Source organism: Binatus sp. (SeqCode) (genome assembly GCF_035272065.1).
Classification (GTDB): domain Bacteria; phylum Desulfobacterota; class Binatia; order Binatales; family Binataceae; genus Binatus.
In genome coordinates this window covers 131,827-143,287 of record NZ_DATEQZ010000025.1, presented here as the reverse complement: position 1 = coordinate 143,287, position 11,461 = coordinate 131,827, and the positions used below count along the sequence as shown (strand labels likewise).

At 62.0% G+C, this 11,461-nt stretch carries 16 protein-coding genes and 1 tRNA gene; 11 read left to right on the top strand and 6 right to left on the bottom strand.

The features are described from left to right. Positions 1-24 precede the first annotated feature (24 nt). The 4 genes from VJX68_RS03755 to VJX68_RS03740 all read left to right on the top strand — a co-directional run bounded on the left by VJX68_RS03755 (position 25) and on the right by VJX68_RS03740 (position 2,250). Positions 25-996: a LysM peptidoglycan-binding domain-containing protein gene (locus VJX68_RS03755; RefSeq protein WP_324094312.1), complete on the top strand. Its 972-nt coding sequence runs from the start codon at positions 25-27 to the stop codon at positions 994-996. A 26-nt stretch (positions 997-1,022) separates the two neighbouring features. Beyond that, positions 1,023-1,223: a hypothetical protein gene (locus VJX68_RS03750; protein ID WP_324094311.1), complete on the top strand. Its 201-nt coding sequence runs from the start codon at positions 1,023-1,025 to the stop codon at positions 1,221-1,223. Between the two features lie 140 nt (positions 1,224-1,363). Next, positions 1,364-1,741 (top strand): hypothetical protein, encoded by a 378-nt coding sequence (locus VJX68_RS03745; RefSeq protein ID WP_324094310.1) that lies wholly within the window; start codon positions 1,364-1,366, stop codon positions 1,739-1,741. Positions 1,742-1,767: 26 nt separating this feature from the next. After that, complete coding sequence (locus tag VJX68_RS03740; protein ID WP_324094309.1) at positions 1,768-2,250, top strand: DUF2231 domain-containing protein; 483 nt, start codon at positions 1,768-1,770, stop codon at positions 2,248-2,250. A 430-nt stretch (positions 2,251-2,680) separates the two neighbouring features. Here the strand turns inward: VJX68_RS03740 and VJX68_RS03735 are convergent, their stop codons facing one another. Further along, positions 2,681-2,926 (bottom strand): GIY-YIG nuclease family protein, encoded by a 246-nt coding sequence (locus VJX68_RS03735; protein ID WP_349255882.1) that lies wholly within the window; start codon positions 2,924-2,926, stop codon positions 2,681-2,683. A gap of 85 nt (positions 2,927-3,011) precedes the next feature. On the opposite strand from VJX68_RS03735, the gene VJX68_RS03730 reads away from it, so the two are divergent. The 4 genes from VJX68_RS03730 to VJX68_RS03715 all read left to right on the top strand — a co-directional run bounded on the left by VJX68_RS03730 (position 3,012) and on the right by VJX68_RS03715 (position 6,269). Beyond that, positions 3,012-3,824 (top strand): SDR family oxidoreductase, encoded by an 813-nt coding sequence (locus VJX68_RS03730; protein WP_324094375.1) that lies wholly within the window; start codon positions 3,012-3,014, stop codon positions 3,822-3,824. 62 nt (positions 3,825-3,886) lie between these two features. Beyond that, complete coding sequence (locus VJX68_RS03725; protein ID WP_324094307.1) at positions 3,887-4,711, top strand: enoyl-CoA hydratase-related protein; 825 nt, start codon at positions 3,887-3,889, stop codon at positions 4,709-4,711. Further along, positions 4,657-5,580, top strand: coding sequence for a CPBP family glutamic-type intramembrane protease (locus tag VJX68_RS03720; protein WP_324094306.1), 924 nt, complete (start codon positions 4,657-4,659; stop codon positions 5,578-5,580). Before VJX68_RS03725 ends, VJX68_RS03720 begins: the two co-directional genes overlap by 55 nt. Before the next feature lie 29 nt (positions 5,581-5,609). Further along, on the top strand, positions 5,610-6,269 hold the full coding sequence (locus VJX68_RS03715; protein WP_324094305.1) for a nitroreductase family protein: 660 nt from the start codon (positions 5,610-5,612) through the stop codon (positions 6,267-6,269). A gap of 21 nt (positions 6,270-6,290) precedes the next feature. Here the strand turns inward: VJX68_RS03715 and VJX68_RS03710 are convergent. Both VJX68_RS03710 and VJX68_RS03705 read right to left on the bottom strand, forming a co-directional pair. Further along, a tRNA-Met gene (locus VJX68_RS03710) sits at positions 6,291-6,367 on the bottom strand. Positions 6,368-6,482: 115 nt separating this feature from the next. Continuing rightward, positions 6,483-6,662 carry a hypothetical protein gene (locus VJX68_RS03705; protein WP_324094304.1) on the bottom strand — a complete coding sequence of 60 codons (180 nt, stop codon included), beginning with the start codon at positions 6,660-6,662 and terminating at the stop codon, positions 6,483-6,485. A gap of 135 nt (positions 6,663-6,797) precedes the next feature. Between VJX68_RS03705 and VJX68_RS03700 the strand changes: the two genes are divergently transcribed. Beyond that, positions 6,798-7,955 carry a thiolase family protein gene (locus tag VJX68_RS03700; protein ID WP_324094303.1) on the top strand — a complete coding sequence of 386 codons (1,158 nt, stop codon included), beginning with the start codon at positions 6,798-6,800 and terminating at the stop codon, positions 7,953-7,955. After that, complete coding sequence (locus tag VJX68_RS03695) at positions 7,952-8,353, top strand: Zn-ribbon domain-containing OB-fold protein (protein ID WP_324094302.1); 402 nt, start codon at positions 7,952-7,954, stop codon at positions 8,351-8,353. The genes VJX68_RS03700 and VJX68_RS03695 overlap by 4 nt, the downstream gene beginning before the upstream one ends. 10 nt (positions 8,354-8,363) lie before the next feature. On the opposite strand, the gene VJX68_RS03690 is transcribed toward VJX68_RS03695, so the two are convergent. From VJX68_RS03690 to VJX68_RS03680, 3 genes are read right to left on the bottom strand one after another with little or no spacing between them, the layout of a single operon-like run. Further along, on the bottom strand, positions 8,364-9,041 hold the full coding sequence (locus VJX68_RS03690; RefSeq protein ID WP_324094301.1) for a DUF1614 domain-containing protein: 678 nt from the start codon (positions 9,039-9,041) through the stop codon (positions 8,364-8,366). 9 nt (positions 9,042-9,050) lie between these two features. Then, positions 9,051-9,623 carry an isoprenylcysteine carboxyl methyltransferase family protein gene (locus VJX68_RS03685; protein ID WP_324094300.1) on the bottom strand — a complete coding sequence of 191 codons (573 nt, stop codon included), beginning with the start codon at positions 9,621-9,623 and terminating at the stop codon, positions 9,051-9,053. Between the two features lie 10 nt (positions 9,624-9,633). Beyond that, entirely contained in the window at positions 9,634-10,701 is a 1,068-nt protein-coding gene (locus tag VJX68_RS03680; protein WP_324094299.1) for a type III polyketide synthase, read from the bottom strand. 186 nt (positions 10,702-10,887) lie between these two features. Here VJX68_RS03680 and pyrE point away from each other — a divergent pair, with 186 nt between their 5' ends. Next, positions 10,888-11,460 carry an orotate phosphoribosyltransferase gene (gene pyrE, locus VJX68_RS03675; protein WP_324094298.1) on the top strand — a complete coding sequence of 191 codons (573 nt, stop codon included), beginning with the start codon at positions 10,888-10,890 and terminating at the stop codon, positions 11,458-11,460. Position 11,461 lies beyond the last annotated feature (1 nt).

Genomic DNA, 11,461 nt, shown 5'->3' with positions numbered 1-11,461 from the left:
GGGTTCGCAGGCCAAGGGTTCCTTATGAGCGCGCGACAGTACAGGTCGACTTTTTCAGGACTTGCCCTCGCGGTGGCGTTTATCGTTGCCGGCTGCGGACTTGTGTTCGCGCAAACAGACTTCAACGAGAGTACGATTCCGCCTTCCTCGCCGCCCTCGCGAGTCACGAGTCCGCCGAGCGAGACTGACACCTCCGGGGCCCGCGACACCGAGGCACCCGCCGATCAGTCCGCGCCTAAGCCCGCTCATCCCGCGAATATCATTCCGTACACTGTTCGCCCCGGCGATTCGATTGGCGCAATCGCGCAGATGTTCGGGATCACGCCCGACGAGCTCGCGCGCGCCAACCGGATGCACGTTGACGACGAGCTGCAGGTGGACGAGGTGCTGAAGGTTCCTCATCCCTTCACCACCGAGGTCAACACGCTCAAGTCCCAAATCGAGACGCTGAGCGCGCAACAGCAGGCGGCCGAGCAGAAGTCCGACTCGGCGGAGGGCCAGGTCAAATCGCTCCAGACACAGGTGCAGGAACTCACCGGCGACAACCAGGATTTGCAGCTTGGCGTCAAGCTGCTGCCGTGGTGGCGAGCGACCGCCGTCAGCTTGGGGATCTTTGCGCTGTTCATGTTCGGCGTGATGCTGCTGACGCTGTTCGAATGGTGGCGGATGCGCCGCAGGTTCGTCGCGCTGGCCGCGATGACCGATGCGCTCAGCCGGCTCGACTACAAATACAAGGCGATGTTCGCGAAGGCGGAGTTGCGGTTGCAGCAGCTCTACGGCCGCCGGCGCGGCGGTATCACCGAGGGGCAGCCGCGGCCCAAGATGCCCGAGGAAGTCGAAATCGAGCGCCTCAACGACGAGCTCAAGCAGATTCTCGAACTGCACTTGCAGCGGCTGGGTGCGAAATTGCCCGGCGCGCGGCGCAAGGGATGGCGCGAGATGTTCGGCGGCGGCGACGTCGGCTCGACGGTCGAAGCACGTTCGTATCGACGCTAGACTAAAACTCTGAGAGGAGCTTCATCATGAAAAAATTCGCACTGATGGCAATCCTGGCAACCGTGATGGTTGCGCCGTACGCAATGTCCTCCGCCGGCGGTACGCGCGTGTCGGATACTCCGGAGTGTTGCGTGAAGAAGCAGAGCTGCTGCCCGCGCTCGTCATGCTGCACCGGCGGCAGCCACGGCATGGGCGCGCATTGCATGCTCCACGCGGCGACGCATTGAACGGTTCTTCCCCTCTCCCTGCAAGGGAGAGGATGAAGGTGAGGGTCCTTATACAGCGCGCGTTTTCGCGCGCGAACTAAGATTCTGCTTCTGTCCTGAACGCCTGTGCGCACGTTATCCAAAACCTCCAGGAGTGAATGATGAATCGGCTGACGAAATTCGGACTAGGAATAGTTGCTGCGATCGGACTGTCTGCTATAGCTATCGCGCCAGTCGCGCTCGCGGCCGATGGCGGTGAGAAATCTGTCACCGGCAATCTCGAAGACGCGTACTGCTATGGCACGATGGGCGCGAAGGGCGCGGGCCACAAGGCATGCGCAATCAAGTGCGCGTCCGCCGGCATTCCGGTGACGCTCATCGAAAAGGGCACCGAGAAGTCCTACATCCTGTTGCCCCCCAAGGACGCGTCGCCGCTCCCCCAAAGCGTGATTTCGCGAATGGAAGACGAGGTGACGGTGACCGGCAAGGAATACAACAAGAACGGCACGGAATATATCGTCGTCGAGTCCGTGAAATAGTGAAGTAGCGGCGGGCCTACAGCGTCGTGCTGGAACGCATTCTGCCGGGCGCCTCGCAGCTACAGAACTACCATCCCCTGCTGGTTCATTTCCCGATCGCGTTCATCTACGGCGCGTCGCTTATGTATTTCCTCGCATGGATAACCGCGAGCGAAAAACTTCAGTGGACCGCGCTGTGGATGCTGATGCTAGGCGCGCTCGGCGCCGCCGCCGCGCTGATAAGCGGCTTCTACGCAGCCCCCGGCCTGATGGTCTCGCAATCAGTCCGCGACGAGCTGCTGCAACATCACAAACATCTGATGGTCGCAGCGTCGATAGTAACCGGCGCACTAACAATCTGGGCGCTAACAACCCGCCCCATGCCAACCCGATTCCGCTACGTCTTCCTAATCGCCCTCATCGCCGTGATGGTGTTGATAGCAGCAGGCGCTGACATAGGAGGCGAAATGGTCTTCGCCTACAACGCCGCCGGCTCCGCCTGCCCCCAACCGATAGATTTAAGGAAATAGAATCAGATATTGGTGCTGAACGAGACGCGCTCGCGCGTGAGATCCTTCCATCCGCTCGCGTTGCTCGCTTCGGTCAGGATGACACAAGATGATGACCGCGCGTCGAACGTGCCCTCGTGCCTGCTCGCTACCTGCAACCACTCAGTTCCGGGATGAACTATTCAGCCTGACGCTCCCGCCGATTGCATGCTACTCGATCATCTATGGACACCATTCACGAATCTCCAAATCGCAAACCTGACTCCGCATCAGCCCATCAGTTTTCCGAAATACTAGTTTGACGGAACGAAACTACCCGTGGTGGTACGGTGATCGCTGGACCACAACTAATGGTAGAAAATGGCGTTTTTCACTAAATTGACAACTCCGCAATTGACCGAATTACGGGTCGATACGCCACACCTTGGATACCGTTCTTTGGCTTTTCGCGCTACTGAAGCATCAATCTTTTCCGGAACGTTCGATTCCTCTTCAAATGCCACTCCCGGCTCATCGCTTCCCCTCGCGAGTCATGCCGCTCCGCATAGAGCAGGAACCAGACGCGGCCGCGGGTTGAGCGCGCACCGGTGCCGGCGTTGTGACGGGCGATGCGCCGCTCGAGATCGTTCGTCCATCCGACGTAGGTTCGATACCCGTCGGGGCCGCTGCTGCCTAGAACATAGACGAAGCATCCCATCGATTTCACTGCCGCGCGAGCATTCGCCAGCGGCTTGGCGTTTCGACTATGTTCAATCCGAAGCAACGACATCGGGGTGAATTCTATGGGAAAGGCCAACGGCCGCAAATCGATCTTTATCACCGGCGCCGCATCCGGCATGGGCCGCGAGACCGCCCGCCTGTTCTGCGACAAAGGATGGTTCATCGGCGGCTACGACGTGAACGCCGACGGCCTGCGCGCACTCGAAAGGGAATTGGGCGCCGACAACTGCGTCGTGCGGCGGCTCGACGTCACCGACAAGGCCGACTACGAGAAGGCGCTCGTGGAATTCGGCGCAGCTACCGGCGGCAAGATGGACATCCTCTATAACAACGCCGGCATCGGCGTCGGCGGCTTCTTCGACGAACAGCCGTTCGAGGACATCCTGCGCGTCGTGCGCGTGAACTTCATCGGCGTGCTCAACGGCATTCATTCCGCGATCGGCCTGCTCAAGGCGACGCCGGGATCACTTTGCTTCACCACGTCGTCCTCGTCCGCCACCTACGGGATGCCGGGAATCGCCGTTTATTCCGCCACCAAGCATGCCGTGAAGGGATTGACCGAGGCGCTGTCGATCGAGTTCCGCCGCTACGGCGTTCGCGCTGCCGACACGCTGCCGGGTCTGATAGATACCGCCATTCTGCCGCCCGGGACGGCGGAGCGCGCACCGAAGGAGGGAATGTTCCGGCTCATTCAGCCGATCGAAGTCGCGAAGATCGTTTGGGAGGCCTACAACTCCGACAAGCTGCATTGGTACGTCCCGGAGGAAATCGGCGATCTCGACAAAGCGGCGGGCAACAATCCGGAGCTGGTCCGCGAACAGATCGTTCAGATGATGGCGTTCGCCGACACGCAAGCCGCAACCGCGAAGAAATAGCGCAGCTTTGCATATTTCTTAACACTGGGTTGCAGGGGTCACCCCTGCAAGGAGCAAGTCAGATGGCCAGCGGACATATTTTGAAGGAAGTCAAAGACGGAGTCGCTACTGTCACGCTCAATCGCCCGGAGAAGCTGAACGCATTCTCGGGCACAATGGCCGCGGAGCTTTACGCGTCGTTCGCCGAGTACGACCAGGATGACGACGTGCGCGTGATCGTCGTCACCGGTGCCGGGCGCGCGTTCAGCGCGGGCGCGGATTTGTCAGGTGGCGGAAATACGTTCGACGCCGACGCACGTGCGGAGCGTCGCGGGCGTCCAGCGCCGGCGATTCGGCCGTGGAACGTGCGCAAGCCGATCATCGCGGCGATCAACGGGCCGGCGGTCGGAATGGGAATCACGCTGCCGATGCAATGGGACATCCGCGTCGCCGCCGAGAGCGCGCGAATCGGATTCGTGTTCGTGCGCCGCGGAGTTGTGCCGGAAGCGCTCAGCCTGTGGACCGTCCCGCGCATGATCGGCGTGGCCAAGGCCAACGAGTTGCTGATGACCGGGCGGATTCTCAGCGCGCGCGAGGCGCTCGAGTTCGGAATCGTGAGCCACGTCTGGCCCGACGCCGAGTTCATGACGAAGGTGCGCGAGATGGCGCTGGACATCGCGGATAACACGGCGCCGGTGTCGGTCGCGATAACCAAGCGGCTCATCTACGGATTGCTCGCTGAACCGGAGATCGAAAAGGCGCAAGCTGCCGATACGCGCGCGTTCGTGTGGGCGGGCAAGCAGCCGGATGCATACGAGGGCGTCAGCGCGTTCGTCGAGAAACGCAAGCCCAAGTGGAAGATGAAGCCATCGAAGGACATCCCCGAATTTATCCCGACGATCAAGTGACCGAGCCGGCCGCAGAAGCCTGCGGCGACGCTCGAGCGGACCGCGTCGCGGATCGCGCAGCGCGGCGGCGCGAGTCGGCGCTGCTGGCCGCGCTGGCGATAGCCGGCGCGATAGTCGAGTATCCGCTCGCGTTCGCACTGAAGTCGCTCGACCGATCGGAACTCGTGCGCGCGCTGCCGTTCCTGGGCGTCACGCTGGTGCTCGCATCGTTGATACCGCTCTCACTTCGACTCAACGACGAACTTGGGTTGCCGGGCGCGCCGTTGATTACGGCAAAGTTCGCGGGCGAGAGATTACATTTCTCGATTCGCAGCTTGCTGCGAGTCTCGTTTGGCTACGCATTCCTGGCCGCGGTGGCGGGCGCGAGCGTGCTGGCGATCGTGATCGTGCCGCTGATGCTGATTCAGCACGGCGGCCCCGGCCTCAAGCTCCCTAATATGCCGATGCTGACGGTGGCGCCGGGCCGTATTGCGTTCGTCGGAGCGTCGGTCGCGATCGCGGCGGCGGTCAGCGAAGAGATCCAGTTTCGACTTGTGCTGTTCGCGATACTCGGATGGATCGTGGGGCTGATGTCGCGCGACTCGCGGGGTCATCCGGGACGCCGCGCACTTTGGATCGTGACACTGGCGCAAGGCTACGCGTTCGGACTAATTCATCTCGCGCCGCTGGCCGGGACGCTGTTCCATAGCATGTCGCGACTTCTGCTCGGCGGATTGGTGATGCCACAGACGTGGGAAGGAGTGGTGTTCGGGCGCTTGTATTTGCGGCGCGGGCTGGAAGCGTCGATCATCGCGCACGCGTCGATGGACGTCGCGTTATTCGCGTTGGCGGCAATCGGAGTGTTGAGCGCTCACCTCGGCGCTGGATGAACTCGCGCTCTTTGTAGGAGAAATCAGACATGGCGGAAATAGGAATCTACGAAACGATGCGCACGCTGCGTGCCGTGCGCCGGTTACGGCCCGATGCGATAGCGGACGACGTGATTCATCGCGTGCTCGAAGCGGCGACCTGGGCGCCGACCGGCGGAAACGTGCAGCCGTGGCGGATAGTTGTCGTGAAAGATCGCGCGCTCAAGGAACCGCTCGGCAAGCTCTACAACGAGCGATGGATCGCGTACTCGAAGCAATACCGCGGCGCGATCTCCGCTAGCGCGACGCCGGAAGCGCGCGCGCGGGCCGAGCGCACGCTGGCGGCGGGCGATTACCTGGGAACGCATTTCGGCGAGACGCCGGTCGTCGCGGTATTCTGCTTCAATCCGAAAAACATGGCGATCACGGACGCGAAGCAGGACCGGGTCTCAGTGGTGGGCGGCGGATCGGTTTACACCGCGGTCGAGAACCTGTTGCTCGCGTGCCGCGCCGAAGGACTCGGCTGTGTGCTGACGACGCTGCTATGCGAATGCGAGCCGGAAGTGCGCAAGCTGCTCGCGATTCCGGATCCATGGTACACGGCAGCGGCGATACCGATCGGCTATCCGGTCGGCCGCGGACACGGTCCGCTGATCCGGCGACCCGTCGAGCAACTCGCGTACCTGGATACGTGGGGCAAGCAGATTTGATCGGCGGGAAACTGAGCCGAATGGTTGCGGGGGAAGGATTTGAACCTTCGACCTCCGGGTTATGAGCCCGGCGAGCTACCAGACTGCTCCACCCCGCCTTGGCAGTGTATCTGCCGGTTGCTCAGCCGGTCAACATCGAAGGCGTAAAATGCGCGCGGGCGTGTGAAAGCGAGGATCTCATGCGAACCTGAGATCGCGTCGCGAAGCTGAAAACTAGCCGGCGAGAATTCGGATGTTGCAGTGGCGATGCGTTTTTCCGAACTCGATGATCTCTTTTTCGAGCGGAGTCGCGCCGGGCTTTTCGTCCGTGAGCATCAGTTGCTTCGCGATGGCGTTGTCGACTCCGTCGGCTTCGACGTCAAGGTTGTGGTCATCACAGATAATAAATGCCATTTCGTTAAAAGCACCTCGAACGAACCAAGCTATAAGATTTTTTCTCTGAATTGAACCGCGCGGCGGCGGTCTCGCGAGCCGCATTTTGTGGTAATCGTCATCGAGAGGCGAGACGCAAACGCGGGAGTCGATGCGATGAGTCTGAAAGGAAAAGCCGCGGCGATTGGAATTGGCGAACTCAAACCGGTCAAGGAACCTGGCGACCTGACCGCGCTCGGGTTGATGGCGCGGGTCGCGGCCGAGGCGATCGCAGATGCGGGGCTGGAGAAAAAAGATGTCGACGGCTTCCTGGTCGGTGTGCCGTTCTCGGACCCCGGGATGATTTATCCGGCGAGCGCGGCCGAGGTGCTTGGGCTGAACGTGCGGATGCTGAACCAGGTCGATATCGGCGGCGCAAGCGGGGCCGGGATGATTTGGCGCGCGGCGGCCGCGATCGACGCGGGCATGTGCAGCGCGGTGCTGTGCATCGTCGCGGATTTGAACAAGGCGGGAGACCAGCGCCCGCCAGTAGTTTCGGTGCAACGCGAGTTCGAAGCGCCGTACGGAAATATCGGCGCGAACTGCGGCTACGCGATGATCGCGCATCGCCACATGCATGAGTACGGCACCACGGCGCAGCAGATGGCGAAGGTCGCGGTCGATCAGCGAACCAGCGCGCTCAAGAATCCGCTGGCGACGTTCAATGACAAGGCGCTAACGATCGACGACGTGCTGAACTCGCGCATGATCGTCGATCCGCTACATCTATATGAGATTGTAAGCCCGGTGAGTGGAGGCGCCGCGATAATCGTCGCGTCGCCCGAAATGGCGAAGCGCGCGAAGCATCCCCCGATATGGCTGCTGGGCGCGGGCGAGGCGGCCAACCATTCGACGATAACGTATGCGCCGTCGATCACGACGTCGCCGATCAAACCCGCCGCCGAGAACGCGTTCAAGATGGCCGGCCTGCAGCCGGAGGACATGAACCTTGTGTGCCCGTACGACTGCTACACGATCACCGTAATCGTCACGCTCGAGGACGCGGGCTTTTGCAAGAAGGGGCAGGGCGGACCGTTCGTGATGGAGCATGACCTGACGTACGCGGGCGACTTTCCGTGCAACACGCATGGCGGGCAGTTGTCGTTCGGACAACCGGGGCTGGCGGGCGGCATGAGTCACGTGACGGAAGCGATAAGACAATTGATGGGGCGTGGCGGCGAGCGCCAGGTCAAAAAGGCGGCGCTCGGCTACGTCAACGGCAACGGCGGAATCATGAGCGAGCAGGTAAGTCTCGTGCTGGAGCGCAGATCATGAGCGAATACTCCAAACCGCTTCCGAAGCCGTCGCCAACGAGCCGTCCGTTCTGGGAGGCGGCGCGTCGCCACGAGTTGACGCTTCAGCGATGCGGCGCATGCCGCGAGTACATCTACTATCCACGCGATCGATGCCCGAAGTGCTTCTCGGACAAGCTGGCGTGGGAGCGCGTGAGCGGGCGCGGCAAAGTGTACAGCTATACTGTCGTGCGGCGAGCGTCGAGCCGGGCGTTTGCGGACGCGCCATACGTGCTGGCGATCGTTGAACTGGCCGAGGGGCCGCGCATGACGAGCAATATCGTCGCGGCGCCGGAGAATGTGCGCGTCGAGATGCCGGTCCAAGTCTTCTTCGACGACGTGACGCCGGATCACACGCTCGTGAAATTCAAACCGGCGTAGCGGTTCGCATTCACGCCAGCAACACCGCGACTATTCCCGTCAGAAAGATCCCGTCGAAGGTGCCTGCCCCGCCGATCGAAGCGACGGGCGCGCCCAAATCGCGCAAGTTGCGCAGGTTGAGCAAGTCGGCGCCGATGAGAGTGCCGATCACGCCGCTGATGAATGCGACGGCGTCTCGATGGTGTTGCGAAGAGCCGAGGAAGTAGCCGCATGCAGCGGCGACGATCGGCGGAATCAGCATCGGGGTCGCGATTCCCATCCCCGGCACCGGCATCGCGAAACGATGAACGATAGCGGTGACGATCGCGACTCCGACCAGCGCCGGCACGATTATCGTGGGCATTTGCATCAGCAGATACACCGAGATCAGCACTGGAACGATCGCACCGCCGACATTTACCGCGACGATGGTCGAGTCGGTGGCGTAACGAGTCGGCACTCGGTAGCGAATGCCGAAACTTCGAACTATCTCCGCGGGATGCGGCTGGCCACCGGCGACGCGCGTGATGGGAATATTGATGTAGCTGCCAACCAGACTCACGAGAAGTGCGGTGAAGGCCAGCTCGGGTGGCAGGCCGAGCGTCACGAACGCGTAGTTGATGACGTGGATTTCGAGCAGAACAAAAAGGAACGCTAGGACGAGAAAGAAGACGATCGCGTAGAAGGCGAGGAAGGGCGCGAAAAACACCGGACTATCTTAGCCGTGGCGCAAGCCGGGGAAGAAACGGCGGCGCGAGCCGACTGCGTCGGCGTAGCGCCCGCCCATCGCGCGTTCTTCCGCCGGGATTCGCACAGCGAGAATCAGTGCGTTGCCGATGGAGAATACGATCGCCGTGAAAATTGCGCCGCCAATCATCGGCACCACAGCAATTTCGATTACGACAGCAAGATAGTTGGGATGGCGCATGAAGCGATACGGACCGTCGGTCGCGGGGGCGCGGTCGGGACTGACGATGATTCGCGTGTTCCATCGATCGCCGAGCGTCGCGACCGCCCAGTAGCGAAGTGCCTGCGCGACGATTTCGGCGAAGAGCGCGAGCCACGCGACGACTGGGGGGAATGCGCGCGGGAAAAACGTGGCCTCGAAGGCGCATGACACGATGAACAGCGCGTGAAATGCGACCATCACGCGGTAGTGTGCCTGGCCGACCTCGACTGCGCCGTGCTGGAACGCGCGGCGCGCGTTGCGTCGCGCACGATCGAGCTCGAAGATGCGCTCGACGACTAGCAACGCGAGGATGATCAGATACGTGCGGAGCGAGATCGCCACTTCAGGAAGATCACCACTTCAGAAGGACGAGCTCGACCGAGAACCCGGGACCCATCCCGATGATCATGCCGTAGTCTCCAGGAGCGGCCGCGTGGTCCTCGAGCAATTCGTCGAGGATGAACATCACCGATGCCGAGGAAAGATTTCCAACCGATTGCAGCGAACGCCAGGAACGCGCCAGCGCCGCCTCGGGCAGCGCGAGCGCGCCTTCGAGAGTCTCGAGCACCTTGGGCCCGCCGGCGTGCGCGATCCAGTGCTTGATGTGCGAGCGGTCGATGCCTTGCTTCGCGAGGAATGAATCCACTTCGTCGAGGATGTTGGCGCGCACGAGGTCGGTAAGCTTCGACGACAAGACGATCTTGAATCCGCTATCGACTATTTCCCATCCGAGAATTTCTTCGGTGTTTGGGAACACGAGCGAACGCGTGGCGATTACCTGCGGACCGGGCGTCGTCTGGGCAGTACCGCCTATCAGCATCGCGGCAGCGCCGTCGCCGAAAAGACCGGACGCGATGATATTCGCGATGGAAAGATCCTCGCGCTGCAGCGTTAGCGAGCACAACTCGACCGACAGCAGCATCGCGACTTCCGACGGGAACGCGCGGATGTAGTCGGCGGCGCGTGCAGTCCCGGCCGCTCCCGCAACGCATCCAAGGCCGAAGATCGGAGTGCGCTTGATTTCCTTGCGCATCCCGAGCGCGCTGATGACGCGAGTGTCGATGCTCGGCACGGCGATGCCGGTGACGGTGACGAAGAACAAATGATCGACATCGCGAGGCTTCAGGCCGGCGCGTTCGAGCGCGATTTCGGCCGCCGCGGTCCCGACTTCGGGTGCAACGCGCAGCCACGCGTCGTTGGTCTTGGCGAAGGTGTCGAGCGGGATGTATTGCTCGATAGGCAGGGCGAGATGACGCCCGGTGATTCCGAGCGCGCCCTGGATTTTGTCGAAGCGCCGCAGATCCGACCAACGCCGCTCCCATAGCTCGCGCAGGCGCAAGGTCAGTTGTTCCTGATCGACGTAGTTGTCGGGTAACGCGGTGCCGGTTCCGATCACACGGGGGGAATCGTTGCTAGTCACTTATTATCGCGTGGCGCCCGAGTCGCGGAACTCGTGGCGACATCGCTGCCTCTCCTTTTGGTGCCCGGCGGACCGTAACGCGCGGTCCATTGTTCCCTCCGGACATCTTTGACGCTATCACCCTCGCGAACAATATTATATCGCTCTTGTGCCCCGCGCTGCATCGGTTAAGATCACCCTTCAATTATGAAATCCGAAGAACGCCGCGAACTGCTGGCGATGCTCGCCCGGGAGTCGTATTTCGAGCGCCAACTCACTCTCTCGTCGGGGCGCGCGTCCAACTACTATGTCGATTGCAAACGCACGTTGTACCTGCCGCGCGGTGCGTACCTGGCAGGCGAACTGGTGCTCGAGCTCGTGAAAGCGGCGGGCGTCGAGCAGATCGGCGGCATGGCGGCCGGTGCGTTGCCGGTGACTGACGCGGTGATGGCCGCGGCGCATCGCGGCGGCGTCGATCTTCGTGGTTTTTTCGTGCGCAAGGAAACCAAGCCGCACGGGCTACAACAGATCGTCGAAGGCGCGTTCAAGCCGGGCCTCAAGACGGCCGTAATCGACGACACGATCACGACCGGCGGATCGAGCCTGCAAGCGGTGGCTGCGATGCGCGAGGCGGGCGCGAATGTGATCGCGGCAATCGCGCTGGTGGAACGCGGCGAGGGCGCGATGGAGGCGTTCGCGCGCGCGGGGCTGAAATATAGCTGGGTATTCACTGCGGAAGAGGTGCGCGCCGAGCGCGCCGCTCATCCCGCCGTCGGCTGAC

Bases quoted from the DNA above. Each gene is read 5' to 3' on its own strand.
- VJX68_RS03750 (WP_324094311.1), top strand. From the start codon at position 1,023: ATGAAAAAATTCGCACTGATGGCAATCCTGGCAACCGTGATGGTTGCG.
- VJX68_RS03695 (WP_324094302.1), top strand. From the start codon at position 7,952: ATGAGCGAATACTCCAAACCGCTTCCGAAGCCGTCGCCAACGAGCCGT.
- VJX68_RS03725 (WP_324094307.1), top strand. From the start codon at position 3,887: ATGGCCAGCGGACATATTTTGAAGGAAGTCAAAGACGGAGTCGCTACT.
- VJX68_RS03705 (WP_324094304.1), bottom strand. From the start codon at position 6,662: ATGGCATTTATTATCTGTGATGACCACAACCTTGACGTCGAAGCCGAC.
- VJX68_RS03755 (WP_324094312.1), top strand. From the start codon at position 25: ATGAGCGCGCGACAGTACAGGTCGACTTTTTCAGGACTTGCCCTCGCG.
- VJX68_RS03745 (WP_324094310.1), top strand. From the start codon at position 1,364: ATGAATCGGCTGACGAAATTCGGACTAGGAATAGTTGCTGCGATCGGA.
- VJX68_RS03700 (WP_324094303.1), top strand. From the start codon at position 6,798: ATGAGTCTGAAAGGAAAAGCCGCGGCGATTGGAATTGGCGAACTCAAA.
- VJX68_RS03730 (WP_324094375.1), top strand. From the start codon at position 3,012: ATGGGAAAGGCCAACGGCCGCAAATCGATCTTTATCACCGGCGCCGCA.
- pyrE (WP_324094298.1), top strand. From the start codon at position 10,888: ATGAAATCCGAAGAACGCCGCGAACTGCTGGCGATGCTCGCCCGGGAG.
- VJX68_RS03735 (WP_349255882.1), bottom strand. From the start codon at position 2,926: ATGGGATGCTTCGTCTATGTTCTAGGCAGCAGCGGCCCCGACGGGTAT.
- VJX68_RS03715 (WP_324094305.1), top strand. From the start codon at position 5,610: ATGGCGGAAATAGGAATCTACGAAACGATGCGCACGCTGCGTGCCGTG.